The following is a 23166-nucleotide window of genomic DNA, read 5'->3' on the forward strand; positions in this document are numbered from 1 at the left end:
TTCAATAGCCTCCCTTTATGCTGCGATTGCCATCGGGCGAACGGCCGCCATCCAGCATCATCTGCCGGTATTCCGGGAAGGTCATGTCGGTCATGGTCGAGCAGGCTTCGGCAAAGGGGATGCCGTCGGTCGAGAAAATCTTCGAGAGGAAATAGATGTTCCCGCCAAGCTCAAGCATGCGATTATAGTCGCGCGCCAGCACGGCCAGCTTCTGGTCCTCGGTCAGCGGCCATTCGTCCAGATAAGCACGTTCGCCGGCCTTCCAGCGCTCGCGATTCTCGGCCTTCATCAGGCTCATCGCGAATTGGTTGAGGTGATAGCCCTTGCGTGCCCGCGCCGCCGTGTACACGCGCGTGCCGGGGATATCCTCGAATTCCTCGAGATATTCATGAATGTTCACAGTCCGCGTTCCTTGAGCTGCGCGTCAAGGCGCGGGAACACCCGGCGAGCGTTGCCCTCGAAGATGGCGTGGCGTTCGGCCTCGGAGATGTCGAGCGCATCGACATAGCGCTTGGTATCGTCGAAATAGAAGCCGGTGGTCGGGTCGATCCCGCGCACGGCGCCGACCATTTCGCTTCCGAACAGGATGTTCTTGTTGTCGATCACATCGGCCAGCAGGTTGATGCCGGGCTGGTGGTAGACGCAGGTATCAAAGAACACATTGTTCATCAGGTGGCCCGACAGGTCCGGCTTCTTGAGCATGTCGGCGAGGCCGCGATAGCGCCCCCAGTGATAGGGCACCGCGCCGCCGCCGTGCGGTATGATGAAGCGCAGATTCGGGAAGCGGCCAAACAGGTCGCCTTCGAGCAGCTGCATGAAGGCGATAGTGTCAGCCGCGATGTAATAGGCGCCGGTCGCATGCATCGCCGGGTTGCATGAGCCCGAGACGTGGATCATTGCCGGCACGTCGAGCTCGCACATCGCTTCGTAGAACGGGAACCAGTACTCATCGGTGAGCGGTGGATGCCTGAAGTGGCCGCCGCCGGGATCCGGGTTAAGATTGCAGCCGATGAAGCCCATGTCGACGCAGCGTTCGAGCTCGGCGATCGAACTCGACATGTCGGCCTCGGGGCTTTGCGGCAGCATGCAGACCGGGGCGAACACTTCGGGATAGAGCCCCGCGACCCGGCCGATCAGGTCGTTGCAGACCTGCGCCCACTTCACCGCGACCGACTGGTCGCCGACATGGGGGGCCATCGCGCTGGCGCGCGGACTGAAAATCGTCATGTCCGCGCCGCGCTCCTTTATCAGGCGAAGCTGGTTGGACTCGATCGTCTCGCGGATTTCGTCGTCGGAGATGGCCGGATATTCGGGGGCCGGCTGGCCCGCCTTGAACGCCGCCTTCTGCATCTCGCGCCAGTCATCGTGCGCCTTGGGCAACACGGTGTAGTGGCCGTGGCAATCAATGATCATGGTCATGCCTCGCTTCCCTTTTCCGCAGCCTGTCGCTGCCGATAGATTGTGCCTCGCGTCATTACCGGGGCGACGCCGAGCGAAAGCAGTGTCTTCGCGCTTTCTTCCATCTCCGCCGCGCGACGGACGCCGTGCGTGTGCATCCGTTCCAGGTTGTAGGCGGCTTTTTGCGCCCAGGGGATCGCCTTCTCGCTGGCATCGAGCGAGGCGAGCACTTCGTCGGCCACCCCGGCGGCCTCGGCTGCCGCGATCATCTCGGCCGTCAGTGCCTCGATTCCCTTGACCATGACCGAGCGGATCATCTTGATCGAGCTGGCTTGGCCGACCTCGTCGCCGACGACGCGCACGTTGGTGAAGCCCAGCGCACGCAGGCCTTTCTCGGCATCGAATGCGGCGGGCCCAGCGAGCAGCAGCGGCACGGCAAGCTGCGCGGGGTTGACTGGGGCGAGGATCGCCATGTCGACATAGCGCCCTCCGGCCGCTTCGACCGCTCTCGCGGCGGCTGCTTTGGTCTCGGGCGCGACGGAGTTGCCGTCGCACCACATAGCCCCGGCGGAAAGCACGGTAGCATAGCCCTGCGCGGCGGAAAGCGCGGCATCGGCAGTGACAAGCGAGAGCACCAGTGGTGCGCCCTTCAGCGCATCGGCGGCGCTGGCTGCAGCGTCGATGCCGTCCCTTGCCATGGCATCGCAGCGGGCTGGAAGGAGGTCCCAGCCGCTAGCGCGCCCGCCCCACCCGCCTGCGCGTGCAAAGATCGATCCGGCCTCGCCGTAGCCAATAAGGGCGATTGCATGTGCCATGGCTCGGGGATGCACCGCGGCCGCGGACCGGGCAAATCGAAACTGCATTTTCGCGATAAGCTTGTGCTAATTGACCTTCGAACTGAGTCTCGCGCGTCCGTGTGGACGGTCATCCTTGATCGAGATCAAGACTGTCCACCAGTAAGCATTCGTAGGATGGTCAGACGCAGGCACATGCCTGCATGAATGGAGGACGCCGATGACGACGGAGGCCCAATTAATTCCCGGCACGACGCTGTTCGACGGCGGTGCGGCCCGCAAGGGGTATGCGCTAAACGCCATGTGCTTCTCGTTCAACGAGAAGGTCAATCGCGACGCCTTTCTCGCCGATGAGGCCAGCTATATGGACCGCTATGGTCTTACGCCCGAACAGCGCGAGTCGGTGGTCGGTCGCGATATCCTCGGCATGATCGCGGCCGGCGGGAACATCTATTACCTTGCCAAGCTGGCGGGAATCTTCGGACTGAACGTTCAGGATGTCGGCTCGATGCAGACCGGCGTCAGCGTCGAAAAATTCAAGGAAATGTTGCTCGCACAGGGCCGCGGCGAATCGTACGATTCGGCTCATAAGGATATGATCAATGGCTGAAATCGTGGGCGCCTATTTCACCAGCCATGTCCCTGGGATCGGCGGAGCAATCCATCGCGGTGACCAGCAGACCCCCTATTGGAAACCCTTCTTCGACGGCTTTCCGAGGGTTCAGGAATGGCTTTGCGAAGTAAAGCCTGATGTCGCGGTGGTCTTTTCAAACGATCACGGGCTCAACTTCTTCCTGGACAAGATGCCGACCTTCGCGGTCGGAGCGGCCGCTTCGTATGCGAATGCCGATGAAGGCTGGGGCCTGCCGCTCTACAAGAGCTTCAAAGGTCATCCCGAACTGAGCTGGCACATCATCGAGCAAATGGTGGGCGACGAGTTCGATCCCGTCACCTGCCAGGAAATGCTGGTCGACCATGCCATCTCGATCCCGTTCGAACTGGCCTATCCAGGTGCCGGGGAGTGGCCGGTGAAGCTGGTTCCAATCGGCATCAACACAGTGCAGCATCCCCTGCCCTCGGCCAAGCGGTGCCTTGCGCTGGGGCGCTCGGTGCACAAGGCGCTGGCATCGTGGCAGGGCGACGAGCGGATCGTGGTGATCGGCACCGGCGGCCTCTCGCACCAGCTCGACGGCGCGCGCGCCGGGTTCATGAACAAGGAATACGACCTGTTCTGCCTCGACAATATCGCCCGGGATCCCGACGCGCTGACCCAACATTCCATCGCCGACATCGTCCGGCTGGCCGGCACCCAGGGCGTGGAAATTCTCAACTGGATCGCGGCGCGCGGTGCGCTCGGGCCCCAGGGCCACGAAATTCATCGCAACTACCATGCGCCAATCTCGAACACGGCCGCGGCGACTTTGCTCCTCGAGCCGGGCTGATACTAGGTCACCGAAACGGCCTCCAGATCGGCAAGGAATTCCGACTGCACCCGCGTCGGGTTCCAGGAATTGCGAGTGGTCACGCCGATAATGCGATCGAGATCCTCGGGCAGGTCCGCGATCCTGGCCAGCCAGCCGGCCTCGAGTTCAACCAAAACCTGGTCGGGCGACAGCAAGGTAAGGAAATCGCTATCCATCAGCAGTTGGCGGATAGTCATCACTGATCCGGATTCCACGGGCACCGGTGGCAGTGCAAGCCCTTCGCGCACAAACATCTGCTCCCAAAGGTGCCTGAGCGGCGTACCGACGCTAGAGATCACCCAGGGGTAAGTAGCCAATTCTGCTGCCGATGGGCTCAAGCCTGAAAGCGGGTGCTTGGCCCGTCCAATCGCTACGATCCGATCGCGGAACAGGACCTTTTGATGTAGATCAGGCTCGGCCAGCGGTTCCCGTACTGCGCCAATCATCAGGTCGATAGATCCATTTCGCAGCGGATCGACCAGTTCGGACCGCGAGCCCTCGACGATAGAGATGTGTACATGCGGGTTACGCCGCAGGAATTTTGTCACTGCCGCAGGCATGACACGTGCGCGTGACAATGGCATGGCGCCGATTGCGATACGGCGCGTTTCATGCCCCTTCAGCGCATCGATCTCAGACAGACCGGCTTCGAGTTCGACCCGTGCAAGCCGGAAGGATCGGGCCATCACTTCGCCAGCTCCGGTCAGGATGACGATCTTGCCACGCCGTTCTGCCAGCGACTTGCGCGAGGACAGCGCCAGATCGCTGACTGCCCGGTGGAGCGACGGAAGCGATAGGCCGGTAAGCATGCTCGCCCCAGTGTAGCTGCCAGTGTCAGCCAGCGCTATCAAAGCCCGCATCCGGCTCATCGTCACATGCGGGCTCGCGATGTGATCGAGCGCTGCCTTGGCGCGTGGCACGAAAATATCGGCCGCCGCCGTTGATATCATGCCGTCATGACGCCGTTCAAACAGCGGCAGCGCGATCATGGACTCGATACGTGACAACGCCTGGGTTATCGCCGGTTGGGTGAGATTGACGGCCTGGGCAGCCGCATTCATGGTTCCTAGTTCCGCGATTTTCGTGATCGCACGCAGATGGCGCAGGTTGAGATCCCAGATTTCCATGCGCAGCATCTTAGCGAAATCTAATCGCCGCGCCAGATATTCGACTTTCGCTCACGAATCTATGAGATCAAATAAATCGCTGGCCATCGTATCGTGAGGAGTGGAAATGTGAGCGGAATCGTCGTCCAGAACATCGAGCGGGCCGGGCCTGCGGTCATCGACGGCCTTGCCAAGTGCGGCGTCGCCACGGTCCACGAGGCGCAAGGGCGCACCGGCCTGCTCGCCAGTTACATGCGTCCAATCTACGCGGGCGCGCGGATCGCGGGCAGCGCGGTGACGATCAGCGCGCCTCCGGGCGACAACTGGATGGTTCACGTCGCCATCGAACAATTGAACGAAGGCGACGTCCTGCTGCTCGCCCCGACTTCGCCTTGCGAGGACGGCTATTTCGGCGACCTGCTCGCCACTTCGGCGCAGGCGCGCGGCTGCCGGGGGTTGATCATCGATGCCGGCGTGCGCGACGTGCGCGATCTCACCGAGATGAATTTCCCGGTCTGGTCGAAGGCGGTCTATGCGCAGGGCACTGTCAAGAACACGCTGGGCTCGGTCAACGTGCCGGTGGTCTGCGCCAATGCGCTGGTCAACCCGGGCGACGTGATCGTCGCCGACGACGACGGCGTCTGCGTCGTCCCGCGCGAGAAGGCCGCCGAAGTCCTCGCCGCGGCGCAAGCACGCGAAGCCAACGAGGGCGAAAAGCGCGCCAAGCTGGCCGCCGGCGAGCTCGGCCTCGACATGTACAAGATGCGCGAGCGGCTCGAGAAGGAAGGGCTCAAGTACCTATGAATGGCTCCTTCAGCAAAAGCGGGAACCGGTTTTGTGCCCAGAAGAGACCGCAACATGGATAGCGCTCCCTGCATGTGGATGCGCGGCGGTACGTCGAAGGGCGGCTATTTCCTCAGGGCTGACCTGCCAGCCGATACGGCCGCGCGCGATGCCTTCTTGCTGGCAGTTATGGGCAGTCCCGACCCGCGCCAGATCGACGGCATGGGCGGCGCTGATCCTCTGACCAGCAAGGTCGCGGTTGTGTCGAAGTCCGAAAGGCCGGGGATTGACGTCGATTACCTGTTCCTACAGGTCTTCGTCGATCAAGCTATAGTCACTGACGCGCAGAACTGCGGCAATATCCTCGCAGGCGTCGGCCCCTTCGCGATCGAACGCGGACTGGTAGCGGCGAGCGGCGATGAAACCCGCGTGGCGATCTTCATGGAGAACACCGGTCAGGTCGCCGTCGCCACGGTGCGGACGCCCGGCGGGTCGGTGACCTACGCCGGCGATGCCGCGATCGACGGGGTGCCTGGCACCCACGCGCCAATCCCAACCGAGTTCCGCGATACCGCCGGTTCCTCTTGCGGTGCGCTGCTGCCCAGCGGCAACGCGGTGGATGTCGTCAACGGCTTGCCCGTCACGCTGATCGACAACGGCATGCCCTGTGTAGTCATGAAGGCTGCCGATGTCGGCATCACCGGCTACGAGGATCGCGACAGCCTCGATGCCAACGCCGAGCTCAAGGCGAAGATCGAAGCCATCCGGCTGGCTGTGGGCGAGCTGATGAACCTCGGCGATGTAACGGAAAAGTCCGTCCCCAAGATGATGCTCGTCGCCCCGCCTCGCGACGGCGGCGCCGTCTGCGTGCGCAGCTTCATCCCGCACCGGGCGCATGCCACCATCGGCGTGCTCGGCGCGGTGAGCGTGGCAACCGCCTGCCTGATCCCCGGCTCGCCTGCGGCAGAGGTAGCTGTGGTGCCGGAAGGCGCGCGAAAGACGCTGTCGATCGAGCATCCGACCGGCGAGATGTCCTGCGTGCTGGAAGTCGACGATGCCGGTAACGTGGTCAGCGCGGCGCTGCTACGCACTGCACGCAAGCTGATGGATGGAGTGGTTTTCGTATGAGCAACGGACGCATCGTCAGCTGGCACACCAGCCCGTCCAAGCCAATCTATGTGCCACCCGATGGCGCAATCGACGCGCATTGCCATGTGTTCGGTCCGATGGCCCGGTTTCCCTTCAGCTCCAAGGCCAAGTATCTTCCTGAAGACGCCGGGCCTGACATGCTGTTCGCCCTGCGCGATCACCTGGGTTTCGATCGCAACGTCATCGTCCAGGCCAGCTGCCACGGGACCGACAACGCCGCCACGCTCGATGCCATCGCCAAGTCGAACGGCAAGGCCCGCGGCGTGGCCGTGGTTGATCCCGCGATCGATGACGCGGAATTGCAGATGCTGCACGACGGCGGGATTCGGGGAATCCGCTTCAACTTCCTCAAGCGACTGGTCGACGATGCGCCCAAGGACAGGTTCCTGGAGGTCGCCCGCCGCCTGCCGCAGGGCTGGCACGTGGTGATCTATTTCGAGGCCGACATTCTGGAGGAACTGCGCCCGTTCATGGACGCGATCCCCGTGCCGCTGGTGATCGACCACATGGGCCGCCCCGACGTGACGCAGGGGTCTGACGGGCCAGACATGAAGGCTTTCCGGCGCCTGCTCGACAGCCGCGATGACATCTGGTTCAAGGCCACATGCCCGGACCGGCTGGACCCCAACGGCGACCCCTGGGACATGTTCGCGGAGTCAGTCGCGCCGCTAGTGGCTGACTATCCCACCCGCTGCCTGTGGGGCACTGACTGGCCGCATCCCAACATGCAGGACGCCGTGCCCGACGACGGGCACCTGGTTGACATGATCCCGCGCATCGCACCCACCCAGGAATTGCAGCGCCTCCTGCTCGTCACCAACCCCAAAGCACTCTATTGGTCTGAAGAAAGATGAAATGACCGATTTCGATGTAGCAATCATTAATTCCGGTCCAATGACCCGTTTCGTTCTTGTTACGATGAAGACATCGATCGGATGTCTCGCCAAGTATTAAATCTGGTCGCGGCACGGCGTCAGATCTTGCCAAATTCAAAAGGAAACTCGCAGTGAAGATTCTTCATCTCGACAGCAGCATTCTGGGCGAACTTTCCATCAGCCGTTCGATCTCGGCGCAGGTGGTCGAAAAGCTGAAGGCCACGCATGGCGACGCGCAGGTCACCTATCGCGACCTGGTGGCCGATCCCTTGCCGCACATCACTGGCGAATTGGCGGCTGCGATGAGAGGTCTTATTCCCGAGCCTCGCCCCGAAGTGCAGGAGCAACTGGTGCTTGCTGACACGCTGGTCGACGAATTTCTGAGCGCGGATATCGCCGTAATCGGGGCAGCGCTCTATAATCTGACTGTTTCCACCCACCTGAAAGCCTGGATGGACCGTGTCCTGCGCGCCGGCAAGACCTTCAGGTATAACGAGAGTGGCGAACCTGTCGGGCTGGCTGGAGATGCACGGGTCATTCTGTGCATTTCGCGTGGCGGTGTTTACGCGCCGGGAACGCCGGGCGCGGCGATCGAACATTGCGAAAGCTATTTGCGTGATGTCCTGAATTTCATGGGCGTGAAACGGCTCGACGTGATTGCCGCAGACGGCTCGGCGATCGGTCCGGAATTCGCAGAGCGAGCCAAGGTGCATGTGGCGAAGGCCATTTCCTTGCTGGATCTGGCATAAAAGGCCCATGGTTGCTGCTCAGGAACCCCCTTTGCACCGCTGGAGAACGGTGATCAGGTGGGTTGCGCAAGACTGGTTGCGATGGCCCAGGCTCGACACGTTTCTCACCCTGATCGTCGCGCGACAACACGTTCGCGGCGATCTACCTTGCAGCCCCGCACCCAATGACAGAAGTTGTCCAGTTAAGAATGGGGTTAAACTTTGCAATTGATTGCCGTTCTTAACCACGAATAACGCGAAATACCACGTTCCACACCCGCGCGGGTCCGTGGCTAAGATTTCTACAGGCGAGGAAAAACTACCAATGATTCAAGCCCAAGAGGTGTCCGTGACGGACAATAGTGTTCGTGCGACGGCGGGGGCGCGTGCTGCGAACGATTGCAAAATCTCCCAAAATCTCATGACGTCAAAGCTTGATCAAGACCACAGGTCGCCCTCGCTGCTTGGTGCCCGGCCCTTTACACTGGCGAGCGCAGTTCGTTTCGTGTCCGTAATAATGTCTGGGGTCGCGATGGCCGCACTAAGCACCGCCGCCCATGCCGAGGAAACTAAGACCCCCCCTCAGACGGCCTGGGAAGCCTGAGATGGTGCCGGTTTTTCGGACAGGGTGTTAAGCTACTCCCGACCTGAAGGAATGGTACGGGAATGAAGACGACGAGAAAGCGCTACAGCGCGGATTTCAAGGCGAAGGTGGCGCTGGAGGCGATCCGGGGTGACCTGACGCTGGCGGAGCTGGCAGCCAAGCATGGCGTGCACCACACGATGATCGCGGCGTGGAAGCGGCAGGCCATCGATGGGATGGCAGGCACGTTCTCTGGGGGGGGCGATGCGGCCAAGGCTGTCAGCGAGAGCGAGGTGGAGAAGCTGCACGCCAAGATCGGGCAACTGGTGGTGGAGCGGGATTTTTTAGCGAAAGCCTTCGGTCGATGAGCGTGGACCGGAGGCGGGCGATGGTTGAAGCTGCTCACCACCGCCTGTCGATCTCGGCGCAATGCCGTCTGCTGCGGATCAGCCGCTCGTCCTATTACTACGCGCCGGTGCCGGAAACGGACGAGACGCTGGCACTGATGACGGTGATCGACGAGACCTTCATGGAGTGCCCGTGGTACGGCAGCCGGCAGATGGCGCGGCACCTGCGGCGCGCTGGTTATGAGGTCGGTCGCCGCCGGGCTCGGCGGCTGATGGCAAAGATGGGCCTGACGCCGATCTACCAGCGGCCGCGCACGAGCGATCCGCATCCGCAGCACCGGGTCTATCCGTACCTGCTGCGCAAACTGGCGATCGAGCGGCCAAACCACGTGTGGTGCGCCGACGTGACCTATCTGCCCATGCGTCGCGGGTTCCTTTACCTGGTGGCGATCATGGACTGGGCAACGCGCAAGGTGCTGGCCTGGCGACTGTCGAACACGATGGATGCCGGCTTCTGCGTCGCGGCGCTGGAGGAGGCACTGGCCCGCTACGGCAGGCCGGAAATCTTCAACACCGACCAGGGTAGCCAGTTTACCAGCTTCGCGTTCACCAGCGTGCTGCGCGACGCTGAAATCCGCATCAGCATGGATGGTCGGGGGCGATGGATGGACAACGTCTTCATCGAGCGCCTCTGGCGATCTTTGAAGTATGAGTGCGTCTACCTCCACGCCTTCGAGACCGGATCGGAGCTGAAGGCTGGTCTTGGCCGATGGATCACCTATTACAATCCTGCTTCATAACACCCATCTGTCTATGTGGTTGAAGAAAATAGGGTTTGTTGATCGGGATGCGATCCCGTGGGGTATTTTGGATTTTGCCGCGCTCGTTTTGCAAGGTGATGGGCGGCTGATCCGTCGAGTTCGGTGCGACAGAATATCCATGGGCCTTCCGGCAGAGGGTGGATGCCTTTGATCTCGCCGGCTTCGGCGGCGATCCGGAGAGTTTTGGATGCCACGCCGATGTGGCGGGCAGCCTGGCTCAGGTTGAGCCACGGCGCGGGACCGTCAGCGACCGTGCGGAAGACGGGAATCCGGTGATGTGATCGAAGCGCGGTGACCCGCTCGCGAGTCCAGCGGTTGCCGTGCCCCGTCACCAGCCCGTTGCGGTTTAGGATGCCGGCGATCAGATCGTCATTGGCGATGAGAACCAGTTCGCGCACGGCGGCAATGATGTCGGCGGAGGTGCTGTTGCGCTGTCCTTTGCGGCGCCTCGGCAGCCGCAAATCGGTGTGAACACCGCCGACCCAGTGGATCAGCAGCACGATCTCGGATGCGTCGTGATCAATGTCGGCGACCACCTCCTGGATGAGAGTGCGCACGATGCGCTTCTTCAGCCGCGCATCGGACTGCGGGGCGTTCCACACTGCTTCGAGATCGCTGGCAAGACCATCAATATCCTTGAGCGACGGTAAGGCCGGATGTGCTGTCGAGGCATCGTGCGCGACAATCCTGGCTTCCACCTCGCCGGCACGCGTGAGGGCGCGGTTCCATCGCGTTTCCAGTTCGGCTGCCACCAATCGGTTCTGCGGATCGGCGGCATCATATTGCCGGAAAGCCCGGTCGGCTGCGTAGCGTGCCGCCTCGAGATCACGCATCAACACATCACGGACTTGATCGCGGCGATCGGCCGCTTGTGCTTCGGCCTCAACCGAGGCGGCGATCGCTCCGGGTTCAAGAACCTGCAATAGAGCCCGCTCGATCGCATCGTCGACCCGCAATCCGCCGAACGCGATGCAGCGCGGCTCGCCGTTATCGAGCAGGCCCCGCCAACAGGAATAACGTGGGATATCATGCTTGGCGCCGGTGTAGCGCACCGTCAGCTTGCGTCCGCAGCGTCGGCAACGGATGAGCCCAGCAAGCAATGCGTCGCCGTGCTTGGGCGCTCCATGATGCTGACTGGTGGGAACATTATCGCTCACCATCTTCCGGATATCCTCCGAGCGCTCCCAGCTGACGTAGCTGTTGATTGCCACTGAGATCTGACCCGGGAGGGGCATAAATTTCCACTGAGAAGTGACCCATGTTCTGACCTTTCCCCCTGGCTTTGGTGTCGGGGGAACGAGGAGTGATCGACATGGCGTTACTGAGTGTAATCCGACGCTGGCATTTCCGGCAGCACATCCCGATCCGAGAGATTGAACGGCGCACGGGATTGTCGCGCAACACGATCCGCAAGTACCTGCGGGCGGATACGGTCGAGCCGAAGTTCAAGGTTCCAGCACGGCCGAGCAAGCTGGACCCGTTTGCGGAGAAGCTATCGGCCTGGCTGCGGATCGACGCCGGCAAGTCGCGCAAGCAGCGGCGCACGGCCAAGCAGATGCACGCGGATCTCGTGGTTTTGGGCTACGATGGTTCCTACAACCGAGTGGCGGCGTTCGTGCGGGCTTGGAAGGCCGACCGTCAACGCGACGCCCAGACCAGCGGGCGCGGGACTTTCGTGCCGCTGGTGTTCCAGCCAGGCGAGGCATTCCAGTTCGACTGGAGCGAGGACTGGGCCATAATCGCCGGCAAGCAGACCAAGCTGCAGGCCGCACACACCAAGCTGGCGCACAGCAAGGCCTTCATCGTGCGGGCCTATCCGCTCCAGACCCATGAGATGCTGTTCGACGCCATGACCCAGGCCTTCCGGGTTCTGGGCGGCGTGCCGCAGCGCGGGATATTCGACAACATGAAGACCGCAGTCGACAAGATCGGCACTGGCAAGGCCCGCCAGGTCAACGCCCGCTTTGCCGCCATGGCGAGCCACTATCTGTTCGAGCCCGAGTTCTGCAACCCGGCCTCGGGATGGGAGAAGGGTCAGGTCGAGAAGAACGTTCAGGATGCACGGCGGCGACTGTGGCAGGTGATGCCTGCCTTCCCGGATATCGATGCGCTCAATGCCTGGCTCGAGGCGCATTGCATCGCGCAGTGGAGCCAGATCCAGCATGGTGTTCTGCCCGGGACCATTGCCGATGTGCATGCCGCCGAGGTTGCCAGCCTGATGCCGCTGGGGCGGCCCTTCGACGGCTTCGTTGAGCATGCCAAGCGGGTATCCCCGACCTGCCTGATATCGTTCGAGCGCAACCGGTACAGCGTGCCCGCCTCCTTCGCCAACCGGCCGGTGAGCGTGCGGATCTACCCCGAACGCATTGTCGTAGCGGCCGAAGGACAGATCCTGTGCGAACATGGACGGGTCATCCAGCGATCCCACGATCAACCGGGACGGACGATCTATGACTGGCGGCATTACCTGGCGGTGATCCAGCGCAAGCCTGGCGCCCTGCGCAACGGCGCGCCCTTTGCCGAGATGCCCGAGGCCTTCCGGCAGTTGCAGGGCTTCCTGCTCAAGCGCCCCGGCGGTGACCGGGAGATGGTGGAGATCCTCGCGCTGGTCCTGCAACATGATGAGCAGGCGGTGCTCTGTTCCGTCGAACTGGCGCTGGAAGCTGGCGTGCCGACCAAGACCCATATCCTTAACATCCTGCACCGCCTGATCGACGGCAAGGACGCTACTCCGCCAAGGATCGATGCCCCGCAGGCTCTGATCCTGCGGCGCGAACCCAAGGCCAACGTTGCGCGCTACGACACGCTGCGGAACAAGGATCTGCGTCATGCGTCATGATCCCGCCAGTGCCGCCGTCGTGGTCATGCTGCGCGCACTCAAGATGTACGGCATGGCCCAGGCGGTCAGTGACCTGACCGAGCAAGGGGCGCCCGCATTCGCTGCAGCCGTCCCCATCCTCTCGCAGTTGCTCAAGGCCGAACTTGCCGAACGAGAGGTCAGGTCCATCGCCTACCAGATCAAGGCAGCCAGGTTCCCCGCCTATAAGGATCTGGCCGGGTTCGACTTCGCTTCCAGCGAGATCAATGAGGCCATGGTTCGCCAACTCTACCGCGGCGAGTTCATCGATGGCGCCGACAACGTGGTGCTCATCGGTGGGCCCGGCACCGGCAAGACGCACATTGCCACCGCGCTCGGCGTGCAGGCCGTCGAGCATCATCGCAAAAAGGTCCGCTTCTTCGCCACCGTCGATCTGGTCAATGCGCTGGAACAGGAAAAGGCCATGAACAAGGCCGGTCAGCTTGCCGAGCGCCTGCTGCGTCTCGACCTCGTCATCCTGGATGAGTTGGGATACCTGCCGTTCAGCCCATCAGGCGGCGCGCTTCTCTTCCATCTGCTCAGCAAGCTCTACGAACGCACCAGCGTCGTCATCACGACCAACCTCAGCTTCAGCGAATGGTCCGGCGTGTTCGGCGATGCCAAGATGACAACCGCGCTGCTCGATCGGCTCACTCACCACTGCCACATCCTCGAGACCGGCAATGACAGCTTCCGGTTCAGGGACAGCTCGGCAGCACCCAAAACCAGAAAGGAAAAATCACCCGCTTGACCCACCGCCCGCATCGCGGGACATAACCATCACCCGGGTCACTTCTCGATGAAAATCCCGGGTCAGATCTCAGTGGCAATCAACAGCCTTCGCGCTGCTGGCGCCTCCGGTCGGGCTACGCCCTCCCTACGCCGCCAGCAGCGCGAAACCTGCGCCCAGCATCAACCGATCCTCGCAGCACAAAGGGGGTCCCTTTTGCGCGCCGATAGGGGGTCCCGATTGGACGCCGATTGACAGAAATCGCCTTCCACGTCGAGCCCGGGGCGCATGCGGTCCTTCTGCTCGATCAGGCCGGATGGCACGGATCGGCCGAACTGGTCGTGCCTCCCAACATCACGCTGATGCCGCTGCCGCCGAGGTGTCCGGAGCTCAACCCGGTCGAGAACGTGTGGCAGTTCATGCGCGACAACTGGTTGTCGAACCGCATCTTCAAATCCTACGACGACATCGTCGACCACTGCTGCTTCGCCTGGAACAGGCTCGTCGATCAGCCCTGGCGCATCATGTCCATCGGAATGCGCCAATGGGCACATGGGTACTGATCAATGCACCTTGGTATCAGGCAAATGTCGACCAAGGCCCGAACGAGGCACCGCCAGCTTCGGACAAGGAGAGCGCCGCGCTTCTTGGGGAGCGCGTTGCGGAGCTGGCCACGATCTTCAGAATTGGCCGGAACGCGTTGGAACCCGCTGGCGACTGATGTTTCGCAATACCCGAAACGGCGCCACACAAAAGGATGCCGAAACATTCTTCACCGCTACATCCGGCGTCGGCGCGCCAACCTTGCTGGTGGATGACCCGGAGGCCGGGTCAAACCGATCGAGCCTATGGCACTGCGTCGGGCCGGATCCTGCCAAACTCCCTTCTGGCGAACTCGTACAGCAGCACTGCCAGCAAGAGGGACACGACGACGAAGATCGCCAGGCTTGTCCCGATGGTATTGCTCGCCGCGAACAGGTTTTCGTTGATCAATGCCACCGATGTCGGGCCAACCAGAGATGCTAGCCCGCCGCTCAGGACCCAGATCGACGCCGCCTTGCCTCTGAGGTTGCTTGAAACCGACAGTTGCAGGGCCGCCGTTGTGGCGGCAGCGCTGCCGGCGATCAGCGCAAGCCCCAATGTCAAGAGCACGATCGCCGCGCCGCCGCTGGATGCAAGGTAGCCGGCACATAGCGGCAATACGCCGATCGGCAGCATGACATACTGATAACGCAGGTGAACGTCACGTACACCGCGCCTAAACAGGTGGTCACATACCCATCCGTGCAACGGGAGCGAAATGAGCGGCCCTGCAACGAGGGCCACCCCGAGCTTAAATCCGACATCCGATGCCGACCAGCCGAAGACTCGTGTAAAATAGGCCGGACTCCAGGCGAGGATCGCAACATAGACGCTCTGCGCCATGATGAACCCAAGGTGGTGACCGAAATAGAACCGCCAATGACGCTTCAGATGCGGAAAGTACTGCTTGTAGCCCACCTGCCGGGCTTGATCAGTTCCAGTGGCTCGCGGGGGCTCCGCGAATGCAAAGATGAGCAGCGCGAAAAATACGCCGGGCGCCGCGATGACAAATAATATGATTTGCCAGCCCTTGAACTGAAGGCCCTCCACGACCTCGAACATCTGCTGGGGTGCGAAAAGGGTGGCGAGGAATCCGCCCGCGATCAGCGCAATGGCTGCACCCGCCTTCTGTCCCATGGAATAGAAGGCAAATGGCAAGGTCCGCTTTTCGGGCGGGAAGGAGTCGGAGATGATCGCGTGCGCGCTCGGTGCCAGGACAGCCTCCCCCGCGCCCACGGCAGCGCGCGCGGCCAGCATCGATCGGAAACCCGTCGCCAACCCGCATGCCATCGTCGCCAGACTCCAGGTGATCACACCGGCGAACATCACCTTGCGCCGCGACATCCGGTCGACGGCCCAACCGGCGGGCAAGCCCACGAGCGAGAAGGTGATCGCGAATGCCCCGCCATAAATGATGCTGGCTTCGACTTCACTCATCGCCAGATCGGTTCGAATCTGGTCAAGGAACAATGCGATTATGTTGCGATCCATGACCGACAGGATCGTCAGCATGGCGATGAAGATTGCCATGAGCCAGGAGCGAGCGGGTGATGGCGAAACCTCATCGCCGAGCCGACCCGCAACCGGACGGCTCACCTGGATTGGGATGTCCTGCCGCGATGTCACTCTCGATGCCCTCCCAGGCGATGGCGCGCTTTCTTTGGGGACCGCCAACTGCAAGCAAACCGGTGAGAATGAAAAGACTGGAGCGTTACCGGCCCCGGCCTTCGCGCCAGACTGCTTGCGAAATCCGGCACGGGGCGGCGTACGCCGCCCCGTGCACCAATGCCTGCTACTTCATGTAGCCGTGTTCGCGATAATACCGTTCCGCGCCCGGGTGAAGCGGCGCGCCAAGGCCTTGCCACATTGCGTAGGGGTCGATCGGATAGGTCATGGCGGCATGTTCCGGCGGATGGTGACGATAACGCGCCTCCAGTTCGGCCCGCTGTTCGACCATGATCGAAGTGACCAGATAGGCCTGCTCTTCCGACATGTCCTCGCGGACCAGGATCGCCCAGTTCGACCAGTCGATGCACGCGATGTCTTCCGGAGCCTTGAGATAGCCCTTGGGCATGATGCTCGGCACCAGGCCGTATTTGCTGGAAAGCGCCTTCAGCGCGTCTTCCTCGTAGGAAAGGAAACGCATCGGCACCTTTTCGACCAATTCACGCCACTGCGGCACCACGATTGCTTCGTTGATGACCGAGTTGGCAAGGCCGTTCGTGACGAATGGCACGCAGATGCGGGGGAAGTCGTGCTCCAGCCATTCACCGCCCCAGGGCTCGATCTCGATGCCGTGTTCCTCCAGCACCCTGTCGATAGCCCACATCATGATGTTGTCTTCCGTGCGGAAGCCGCTCGCGAGCTTGAGCGGAAACTTCCGATCGCGGATATCCTTGAACGAAGTGATACCCGTGTCCTCGCGGATCGCGAACACCAGCTTGTCGGTCTGGGGCAGCCAGCCAAGCGAGCGGATGAAGGGGGCAGGCTCCTTGCCGGCGAAGTAGTTGCTCCCTTCCCGGGCCCACTTCGGGACCACATCGTAAGGCGTGGTGATGGTCAGATCGACTTCGCCGCTCACAAGCGAGGCGATGTTATCGCCGTAACCCGTACCGGTCTTGATCCAGAAGCTCGATCCCCGTTCGGACTGCCAACGCAGATGGGCCATGATCCATCCGGCAATCGCGTGAAAGTTCGCGTTGCCCCAATCGCCCATGATCTTGAAATCGACCCTTGGCCCATGGGTCTTGGGCACTCCTGCCGGTCCTGTCATCGTCCGCTCCTCTCTTGGTCTGTGTCGATAGTCATAGCCGCCGAATCGGCGGTCGGCACTGACCGCCGATTCCTCGAAGGAATTTCACCGTATGTATTTCCGGTGAAAATTGCTAGAGTTCTTTTTGCCAAAGCCAAGCGAGGCCGATGCTCGATCCTGCACGGCATCTAATGCCTTGTATTGCATGATTTTTGGACTTCAGAGGTGAACTAGCACCGAAAGCCCGACACGATACGGACTACGCATCGGCAACGCCGGAGACGTTCTCGGCAATCTTCTTCAGCACACCGGACAGAACCCGCAGTTCCTCGGGGCTGATGCCGCGTGTCGCGTGTGCGTTGACGCCCATGGCCTTGGGCAGGAGGACTTCCTTGAGGGCGCGTCCCTTGCGGGTGAGGTATACGTTGAGCTTGCGGTTGTCGTGCCGGTTGCGCCTTCGCTCGACCAGTCCGCTGGCGATCATGGCCTTGATTGCGGCCAAAGTCGTCGGCTCCATGGTCCCGACCTTGCGGGACAGCTCGCTCTGGGTCAGCCCGTCTTCAAACCACAGCGCCCGCAGGAAGTACCACATGCCGAGCGACAGCCCATGCGGTTCGATCTGGCTTTGCAGATAGCGCTGCATCAGCCGATGGGCATCCCGGATCTGGAAGCCGACGCTGTCCTCCATCGCCAAATCCTGTTCCGGATCACCAGCGTCACTATCATCCTCGGTGCCCGGATCGCGCATTGACCTATCCTGCCGCCTTGCTTCGCATGAACTCCTGTGGCCAATGCGGCGCTAGAGGTCCAGCACCAGTTCGCCCTCTCTCGCCCGCGATACGCAGGTCATGATGAAGTCTTTCTTCTCGTCGTCGCGGAGAACCAGATCGCGGTGATCGACCGCGCCGGAGATCAGCCTCGTCTTGCAAGTGCCGCAGGTGCCGCTCTCGCACGAACTGACCGTCGCGATCCCGTTCTCGCGCATCGCCTCGATGATCGACCGGTCGGCCGGCACGGTGAAGCGCACATTCGACTTCGCGAGATGGACGTCGAAGGCCACATCGTCGGCCCTCACCACCTCAACTGGCTTGAAATCCTCGAACCGCACTTTCCCTTCCGGCCAGTGCCCCGAGACATCGCGGATCTCCTCGATCAGCGTCTTGGGGCCGCAGCAATAGACGCGCTCGCTTCGCGGCTGGACGAACTCATCCCAGAAATCGTAGCGCTTCGCGGAATCGCCCCCGGTGAAGTGCGGTTGCAACCGCTCGCCGAACTCCTCCTTCATTTCTTCCAGATAGGGAGCGGTGTCCGGCGAGCGCGCCAGATAGATGATGCGGTAGTCCGCACCCTGGGCGTCGGCATGCCGGGCCATCGAGTAGATGGGAGTGACCCCGATCCCGGCGGCGATGAAGAGATAACGGCTGTCGGCTTCCATCTCGAAATCGTTCTTCGGTTCGGAAACAGTCAGCCGGGCTCCTTCCAGGGCATTCCCGATCATTGACGATGATCCGCCGCGCGATGCCGGTTCAAGCTTGATCGCGATGCGATATTCCCTGGGCGCGTCCCCATCGCCGACGAGCGAGTACTGCCGCACGGCGCCCGACGGCGTCTGGACCGCGATGTGCGCCCCCGGCGTGAACGGAGGCAACAGGCCGCCATCTTCGCGAACCAGGGTGAACTCAACCACCTCCGGCGTCAGATTGCGCCGCTTGCCGACCTGCAAATTCAATTCGGCGCTGTCCGCGCCAAACATTCCCGAGGGTTCACCCATCCCGAACGTCCCGACCTGTCATTGGAGAGTCCCAAGACTTCACTTAGGCTACGAACTATTTTCCGTCAAGCTCTGGACATAGCGATCCAGAATGGACTATGGTTAGGTTCCTAAGTGAAATGGAGGGACATATGCTCACGCCTGAAGAGAACGATCTGCTGACCCGCGTCGAGGGCGATGCGCCAATGGGCAAACTGATGCGCCAGCACTGGACGCCGGTGTGCCTGCTCGAGGAAGTCAGGGAACCCGGCGGCGCGCCGTTGCTGGTCGAGGTGCTCGGCGGCAAGTACGTCGCCTTCCGCAGTCCGGACGGCAAGATCGGCCTGCTGGACGAGTTGTGCCCGCACCGGTTCGCTTCGCTCGTCTATGCCCGCAACGAGGATTGCGGCCTGCGCTGCCTCTACCACGGCTGGGCGTTCGACACTGCGGGAAATACCGTTTCGATGCCTTCGGAGCCCGAAGGCAGCCCGCTGATGTCGAAGGTCAAGCAGCCGTCGTACCCGGTCAAGGAGTGGGGCGGGTACCTGTGGGCCTGGTTCGGCGACAAGAACGCCGTTCCCGAGTTCGATCCGCCGGCCTTCGCCCCGACCGAAGACACCTACGTTGCGATCGCGAAGATCCGCCTCAACTGCAATTGGGCGCAGATACTCGAGGGGCAGATCGACAGCGCGCACTCGTCGAACCTGCATTCCTCCGACATGGTGCCGGCCCGGGTTGACCGCGCCGCCGCCGATTCCAAGGGATGGTACCGTCCCACCACCGACAAGGCGCCGCGCCTCGAGGCGGAACGGACATCCTACGGGTTCCACTATGCCGCGCTGCGCCGGCCCGCCAAGAACGCGACCGAGAACCAGTATGTCCGGCGCACCGAATATGTCGCGCCCTATTATGCCTGCATTCCCCCGAACGCGTCCTACAACGTGACCGCGCTGATCGTGCCGATCGACGACGAGAACAGCTGGTTCCACTTCATGGCCTGGGGGCCGAACGCGCCCGACACCGAAACCTGGCGCAAGTTCCTGGGCGCGCAGCCAGGCGTTCACCTCGATCAGGAATGGGTCTCGTTCCGCAATCACGCCAATCGTTACCACCAGGACCGCAAGAAGATGGATCTCGGCGACTTCACCGGTATCGCGGGCATCCCGCATCAGGATATCGCGATGTGGGTCAGCATGGGACCGATCGCCAATCGCACCGATGATGTGCTGGGCGCTTCGGACGTCGCCATCATCGAGTTCAGGCGCACGATGGTCGATGCCGCGAAGGCGGTTCAAGGTGGAGAGCCCGCAATCGGCACCGGGTCGGGCAGAATCCCTCAGGCATCCATCGGATCACGTGAAGGCGTGTTCCCGAAGAGCATCGACTGGAGGGACATCACCGCCGACACGCCGCGCATCTGACACACTGCCAGAGCATGGGACCCTGGGCGCACGGCAGCGCTCAGGGTCCTATCCTGCCACCATTGATAGGCTGAGACGATTTCTACCGTCGGATCATATAAGTGTTTACATCGGATGCAGGCTCAAGAACATTCTAACGGTTTCTTGATAGCCCAGGCCCGCATAAAAGTCCCGACGGCGAGCTTCACATCCTCATTGATCATCGCAGGCGTTACGCGTTCAATCACGCCGACAAGCAGCAACGTGTGACAGCCTGACAGGCACATTCCCGCCAGCAGGCGAGCGGCCGATGCCGGATCCCCCGAACGCAGTGCGCCTCGTTCCATCGCTCCATGCAAATATTCTTCCAACACCTCTCGCGTGCGCCCGGGTCCAATTTCATAGAAAATCTGCCCCATTGCGGGGAAGCGGTTCGCTTCGCTGACCGCCAGACGGTGAAGCGCGATCCCCTCCGGACTGGTCAGTTTGCCGAGAAAATGCCCGCAGAATCTCGACAGGGCATCTTCCACCTGATCGTTCGGATTGAGCATCAACAAGAGTTCGTGCTGGAAATCCCGAATCGCGCGGTCCAGTACCGCGGCGAAAAGCTGCTCCTTGCAGTCGAAATAACTCCATATGAGAACGGCGGAGCAATATTCGACCACGGTAGCGGCGGGATAGTCCTGCTGCGGGCGGCGTAAAAGTCGTCCACCTTGAAGCCTTTCTGCCGAGTCAGGGAGGTGTGGGGATCTACAGCGTGGAACTTTATCTTCAGGTCCGTCTGGCTTGCGCGGATGGCATGAGCCAACGGGCGGCGGCGAAGCGTTTCAATGTGTCGCGCGAAACGGTACGCAAGATGCTGTCGTTTTCATCGCCGCCGGGTTACCGGCGCCAGTCCGTACCGCAGCGCCCGAAGCTGGACGGGTTTGTGGCGATCATTGATGGATGGCTTGAGGGTGACCGCAGTGTCCCGCGCAAGCAACGCCATACGGCGAAGCGGGTATTCGACCGTTTGCGCACCGAGCATGGTTTCACCGGCGGCTATACGATCATCAAGGATTACATCCGGGAGCGCGAACAGCGCAGCCGGGAGATGTTCGTGCCGCTGGCGCACCCTGCGGGAGATGCGCAGGCCGATTTCGGGGAAGCGCTGGTGGAGATCGGCGGGGTGGAGCAGAAGGCCTACTTCTTCGCGCTCGATCTGCCGCACAGTGATGCCTGCTATGTGCGGGCCTATCCGGCGGCGGTGGCGGAGGCCTGGGTGGACGGACACGTGCATGCCTTCGCGTTTTTCGGCGCGGTACCGCGCTCGATCGTCTATGACAACGATCGCTGCCTTGTGACGAAGATCCTGCCCGACGGCACGCGGCAGCGTGCCACGCTGTTCAGCGCTTTCCTGTCACATTACGTGATCCGCGACCGCTATGCTCGCCCGGGCAAGGGGAACGAGAAAGGCAATGTGGAGGGGCTGGTAGGCTATTGCCGGCGCAACTTCATGGTGCCGATCCCGAAGTTCCCGACCTGGGAGGCGTTCAACCTGTGGCTGGAGGAGCAATGCCGCAAGCGCCAGCAGGACAAGGTGCGCGGGCAGAGCGAGACGATCGGTGAGCGGCTGCAGCGCGATCTCGCGGCCATGCAGCCTCTGCCCGCTACACCCTTCGAGGCCTGCGATCAGAAAGGCGGGAGGGTCTCCTCGCAATCCCTGGTGCGCTACAGGACCAACGATTATTCGGTTCCGGTGGCCTGGGGCCATCAGGAGGTCTGGATCAGGGCCTATGTCGATGAGGTGGTGATCGGCTGCCGCAGCGAAGTCATCGCCCGTCATCCTCGTTGCTATGCCCGCGAGGAGGTTGTCTTCGACCCGCTCCATTATCTCCCGCTGATCGAGCAGAAGATCAACGCATTCGACCAGGCTGCGCCTTTGCAGGGCTGGGACCTGCCCGAAGCGTTCACGACACTGCAGCGGTTGATGGAAGGGCGCATGCACAAACATGGCAGGCGCGAATATGTGCAGGTACTGCGCCTGCTGGAAACGTTCACCCTCGCCGATCTCCAGGCGGCGGTCGAACAGGCCATCGATCTTGGCGCCATCGGCTTCGATGCCGTCAAGCACCTCGTCCTGTGCCGGATCGAACGCGTACCGCCCAGGCTGGACCTGGACGTCTATCCCTTCCTGCCACGCACCACGGTCGAGAAGACCTTTGCCAGAGCCTATCTGAGCCTGCTCTCCGACCGGCAGGAGGCCGCATGAGCGATCAGGCCCCGGAGATCCTTCTCGCTCACCATCTCAAGGCGCTCAAGCTGCCTACGTGCCTGCGTGAGCATCACAAGCTCGCGCGGCAATGTGCCGCTGAAGGCGTCGATCATATCCGCTTCCTCGCCCGCCTCGTCGAGATGGAAATGATCGACAGGGAGCGTCGCATGGTCGAGCGGCGCATCAAGGCCGCGCGCTTCCCCGCCGTCAAAAGCCTCGACAGCTTCGACTTCGCCGCCATCCCCAGGCTCAACAAGATGCAGGTGCTCGAGATGGCGCGCTGCGAGTGGATCGAGCGGCGTGAGAACGCCATCGCTCTGGGGCCATCAGGCACCGGAAAGACGCACGTAGCGTTGGGGCTCGGACTGGCAGCATGCCAGAAAGGACTGTCGGTGGGCTTCACCACCGCGGCAGCGCTGGTCAGCGAAATGATGGAGGCCCGCGACGAGCGCCGTCTTCTGCGCTTCCAGAAGCAGATGGCCGGATACAAGCTGCTCATCATCGACGAACTGGGCTTTGTGCCGCTCTCCAAGACCGGCGCCGAACTGTTGTTCGAGCTGATCTCCCAGCGTTACGAACGCGGCTCCACCTTCATCACCAGCAACCTGCCCTTCGACGAATGGACCGAAACCTTCGGATCTGAGCGTCTCACAGGCGCGCTCCTCGATCGCCTGACCCATCACGTCAGCATCCTCGAGATGAACGGCGAAAGCTATCGCCTCGCGCACAGCCGGGCCCGCAAGGCCAAAACCAGACCCTGAAAATTACACCAATGCCGGGGGGAGTGGCCCTCG

General features: G+C 62.0%; 21 protein-coding genes and 2 pseudogenes. 13 read left to right on the plus strand and 10 right to left on the minus strand.

Annotated features, from left to right (window positions below):
- Window position 1 precedes the first annotated feature (1 nt).
- From ligA to IQ35_RS13895, 3 genes are read right to left on the minus strand one after another with little or no spacing between them, the layout of a single operon-like run.
- Window positions 2–400 (minus strand): protocatechuate 4,5-dioxygenase subunit alpha, encoded by a 399-nt coding sequence (gene ligA / locus IQ35_RS13885; protein ID WP_011608002.1) that lies wholly within the window; start codon window positions 398–400, stop codon window positions 2–4.
- Complete coding sequence (locus tag IQ35_RS13890) at window positions 397–1419, minus strand: amidohydrolase family protein (protein WP_011608001.1); 1023 nt, start codon at window positions 1417–1419, stop codon at window positions 397–399. The genes ligA and IQ35_RS13890 overlap by 4 nt, the downstream gene beginning before the upstream one ends.
- Complete coding sequence (locus IQ35_RS13895) at window positions 1416–2261, minus strand: DUF1932 domain-containing protein (RefSeq protein ID WP_338420273.1); 846 nt, start codon at window positions 2259–2261, stop codon at window positions 1416–1418. The genes IQ35_RS13890 and IQ35_RS13895 overlap by 4 nt, the downstream gene beginning before the upstream one ends.
- Window positions 2262–2412: 151 nt before the next feature.
- Here IQ35_RS13895 and IQ35_RS13900 point away from each other — a divergent pair, with 151 nt between their 5' ends.
- Together IQ35_RS13900 and IQ35_RS13905 are read left to right on the plus strand one after the other, a co-directional pair.
- Complete coding sequence (locus IQ35_RS13900; RefSeq protein WP_011607999.1) at window positions 2413–2802, plus strand: protocatechuate 4,5-dioxygenase subunit alpha; 390 nt, start codon at window positions 2413–2415, stop codon at window positions 2800–2802.
- A gap of 4 nt (window positions 2803–2806) precedes the next feature.
- Window positions 2807–3634: a class III extradiol dioxygenase family protein gene (locus IQ35_RS13905; RefSeq protein ID WP_242003355.1), complete on the plus strand. Its 828-nt coding sequence runs from the start codon at window positions 2807–2809 to the stop codon at window positions 3632–3634.
- A 2-nt stretch (window positions 3635–3636) separates the two neighbouring features.
- Here IQ35_RS13905 and IQ35_RS13910 read toward each other — a convergent pair whose 3' ends face one another.
- Window positions 3637–4782, minus strand: coding sequence for a LysR family transcriptional regulator (locus IQ35_RS13910; protein ID WP_092959672.1), 1146 nt, complete (start codon window positions 4780–4782; stop codon window positions 3637–3639).
- Between the two features lie 108 nt (window positions 4783–4890).
- On the opposite strand from IQ35_RS13910, the gene ligK reads away from it, so the two are divergent.
- The 5 genes and pseudogenes from ligK to IQ35_RS13935 all read left to right on the plus strand — a co-directional run.
- Window positions 4891–5565 carry a 4-carboxy-4-hydroxy-2-oxoadipate aldolase/oxaloacetate decarboxylase gene (gene ligK / locus IQ35_RS13915; protein WP_092959650.1) on the plus strand — a complete coding sequence of 225 codons (675 nt, stop codon included), beginning with the start codon at window positions 4891–4893 and terminating at the stop codon, window positions 5563–5565.
- A 54-nt stretch (window positions 5566–5619) separates the two neighbouring features.
- Complete coding sequence (locus IQ35_RS13920; RefSeq protein ID WP_092959648.1) at window positions 5620–6672, plus strand: 4-oxalomesaconate tautomerase; 1053 nt, start codon at window positions 5620–5622, stop codon at window positions 6670–6672.
- Complete coding sequence (locus IQ35_RS13925; protein WP_011607994.1) at window positions 6669–7547, plus strand: amidohydrolase family protein; 879 nt, start codon at window positions 6669–6671, stop codon at window positions 7545–7547. Before IQ35_RS13920 ends, IQ35_RS13925 begins: the two co-directional genes overlap by 4 nt.
- Before the next feature lie 152 nt (window positions 7548–7699).
- On the plus strand, window positions 7700–8317 hold the full coding sequence (locus IQ35_RS13930; RefSeq protein ID WP_011607993.1) for an FMN-dependent NADH-azoreductase: 618 nt from the start codon (window positions 7700–7702) through the stop codon (window positions 8315–8317).
- A gap of 645 nt (window positions 8318–8962) precedes the next feature.
- Window positions 8963–10014 (plus strand): annotated as a pseudogene (locus tag IQ35_RS13935) (IS3 family transposase); the annotation flags it as partial.
- Window positions 10015–10037: 23 nt separating this feature from the next.
- On the opposite strand, the gene IQ35_RS13940 reads toward IQ35_RS13935, so the two are convergent.
- Complete coding sequence (locus IQ35_RS13940; RefSeq protein ID WP_242003356.1) at window positions 10038–11207, minus strand: recombinase zinc ribbon domain-containing protein; 1170 nt, start codon at window positions 11205–11207, stop codon at window positions 10038–10040.
- Between the two features lie 152 nt (window positions 11208–11359).
- Here IQ35_RS13940 and istA (IQ35_RS13945) point away from each other — a divergent pair, with 152 nt between their 5' ends.
- The 3 genes and pseudogenes from istA (IQ35_RS13945) to IQ35_RS13955 all read left to right on the plus strand — a co-directional run.
- Window positions 11360–12886 (plus strand): IS21 family transposase, encoded by a 1527-nt coding sequence (gene istA, locus IQ35_RS13945; protein WP_145074180.1) that lies wholly within the window; start codon window positions 11360–11362, stop codon window positions 12884–12886.
- A complete protein-coding gene (istB, locus tag IQ35_RS13950) occupies window positions 12876–13655 on the plus strand; it encodes an IS21-like element helper ATPase IstB (RefSeq protein WP_145074183.1) in 780 nt (259 codons plus the stop codon). The genes istA (IQ35_RS13945) and istB (IQ35_RS13950) overlap by 11 nt, the downstream gene beginning before the upstream one ends.
- A gap of 230 nt (window positions 13656–13885) precedes the next feature.
- A pseudogene (locus IQ35_RS13955) lies at window positions 13886–14197 on the plus strand (transposase); the annotation flags it as partial.
- 283 nt (window positions 14198–14480) lie between these two features.
- Here the strand turns inward: IQ35_RS13955 and IQ35_RS13965 are convergent.
- The 4 genes from IQ35_RS13965 to IQ35_RS13980 all read right to left on the minus strand — a co-directional run bounded on the left by IQ35_RS13965 (window position 14481) and on the right by IQ35_RS13980 (window position 18721).
- Entirely contained in the window at window positions 14481–15842 is a 1362-nt protein-coding gene (locus IQ35_RS13965; protein WP_158636666.1) for an MFS transporter, read from the minus strand.
- A gap of 166 nt (window positions 15843–16008) precedes the next feature.
- On the minus strand, window positions 16009–16932 hold the full coding sequence (locus IQ35_RS13970) for a TAXI family TRAP transporter solute-binding subunit (RefSeq protein WP_242003357.1): 924 nt from the start codon (window positions 16930–16932) through the stop codon (window positions 16009–16011).
- A gap of 295 nt (window positions 16933–17227) precedes the next feature.
- Window positions 17228–17716 (minus strand): MarR family winged helix-turn-helix transcriptional regulator, encoded by a 489-nt coding sequence (locus IQ35_RS13975; protein WP_199739958.1) that lies wholly within the window; start codon window positions 17714–17716, stop codon window positions 17228–17230.
- A gap of 51 nt (window positions 17717–17767) precedes the next feature.
- Window positions 17768–18721: a PDR/VanB family oxidoreductase gene (locus IQ35_RS13980; RefSeq protein ID WP_092959640.1), complete on the minus strand. Its 954-nt coding sequence runs from the start codon at window positions 18719–18721 to the stop codon at window positions 17768–17770.
- 149 nt (window positions 18722–18870) lie between these two features.
- Here IQ35_RS13980 and IQ35_RS13985 point away from each other — a divergent pair, with 149 nt between their 5' ends.
- Window positions 18871–20139, plus strand: a complete 1269-nt coding sequence (locus IQ35_RS13985; protein ID WP_092959638.1) for a Rieske 2Fe-2S domain-containing protein — start codon at window positions 18871–18873, stop codon at window positions 20137–20139.
- Between the two features lie 122 nt (window positions 20140–20261).
- Here the strand turns inward: IQ35_RS13985 and IQ35_RS13990 are convergent, their stop codons facing one another.
- Window positions 20262–20783, minus strand: coding sequence for a TetR/AcrR family transcriptional regulator C-terminal domain-containing protein (locus tag IQ35_RS13990; RefSeq protein ID WP_092959636.1), 522 nt, complete (start codon window positions 20781–20783; stop codon window positions 20262–20264).
- Window positions 20784–20875: 92 nt separating this feature from the next.
- Between IQ35_RS13990 and istA (IQ35_RS13995) the strand changes: the two genes are divergently transcribed.
- On the plus strand, window positions 20876–22369 hold the full coding sequence (istA, locus tag IQ35_RS13995) for an IS21 family transposase (RefSeq protein ID WP_011950768.1): 1494 nt from the start codon (window positions 20876–20878) through the stop codon (window positions 22367–22369).
- Entirely contained in the window at window positions 22366–23133 is a 768-nt protein-coding gene (gene istB, locus IQ35_RS14000; RefSeq protein ID WP_007686288.1) for an IS21-like element ISSsp5 family helper ATPase IstB, read from the plus strand. Before istA (IQ35_RS13995) ends, istB (IQ35_RS14000) begins: the two co-directional genes overlap by 4 nt.
- Window positions 23134–23166: the final 33 nt, after the last annotated feature.

It is taken from the genome of Sphingobium wenxiniae (assembly GCF_007830065.1).
In the GTDB taxonomy this organism is placed as follows: domain Bacteria; phylum Pseudomonadota; class Alphaproteobacteria; order Sphingomonadales; family Sphingomonadaceae; genus Sphingobium; species Sphingobium wenxiniae.